This is a genomic window from Streptomyces hydrogenans, assembly GCF_014656075.1.
Lineage (GTDB): Bacteria > Actinomycetota > Actinomycetes > Streptomycetales > Streptomycetaceae > Streptomyces > Streptomyces hydrogenans.
On the sequence record NZ_BNBS01000304.1, the window covers coordinates 1 to 895 of the forward strand.

At 66.9% G+C, this 895-nt stretch carries 1 protein-coding gene; it reads left to right on the top strand.

Going from position 1 to position 895, the window contains the following annotated elements; translation table 11 throughout:
- The first annotated feature begins 74 nt into the window (after positions 1-74).
- Positions 75-883 (top strand): IS5 family transposase gene (locus tag IE321_RS41565; protein WP_190226792.1). Its coding sequence is split into 2 segments (ribosomal slippage): positions 75-414 and positions 414-883, totalling 810 coding nucleotides; the frame shifts between segments, so codons are not numbered across the junction.
- Positions 884-895: the final 12 nt, after the last annotated feature.

The window sequence follows — 895 nt, forward strand, 5'->3', positions numbered from 1 at the left end:
ACTAACTGATCATTTCAGAATGAGTTTGATTCGGGGGCTTGGCAGTTGGGCTGGTGGGCGGCAGAGTTCTGCAGGTGTCGGATGATCTTGTGCCTGATGACCTGTGGCATCGTGTCGCCCCATTGCTCCCGCCTCGTCCACCGCGACGTCGGCGGTATCCGGGCCGGCTGCCGGCGGATGACCGTGCGGCTCTGCGCGGGATCGTCTACGTCTTGCGCACGGGCGTGACCTGGGCGGACGTGCCGACCGAGACGATCGGCTGCAGCGGGGTAACGTGCTGGCGACGCCTGCGGGACTGGACCGAGGCCGGCGTCTGGCCCCGCCTGCACGAGACCCTCCTCGCGGAACTCCGCAAGGCAGGCCTGCTGGACATGGACGACGCCGCGATCGACGGCTCGCACGTCCGGGCTCTGAAAGGGGGGCTCACACCGGACCTTCGCCGGTCGACCGCGCGAGGCCTGGCAGCAAGCACCACCTGATCACCGACCGGCACGGAACACCCCTTGCAGTGTCGCTGACCAGCGGAAACCGGCACGACGTCACCCAACTCATGCCCCTGCTGGACACCATCCCTCGCATCCGCGGGCTGGTCGGCCGACCCCGTCACCGGCCACGGCGGCTGTTCGCCGACCGCGGCTACGACTACGACAAGTACCGACGCCTGCTCCGCGCGCGTGGCATCACGCCGAAGATCGCCCGCAGGGGCACCGCCCACGGATCCGGCCTGGGCAAGACCAGATGGGTCGTCGAGCGGACCTTCGCCTGGCTCCACCAGTTCAAACGCCTCCGGATCCGCTACGAGATACGAGCCGACCTCCACCTCGGACTGCTCCAACTCGCCTGCAGCATCATCTGCTTGCGACGCCTCCGAACCTCATTCTGAAATGATCAGTAA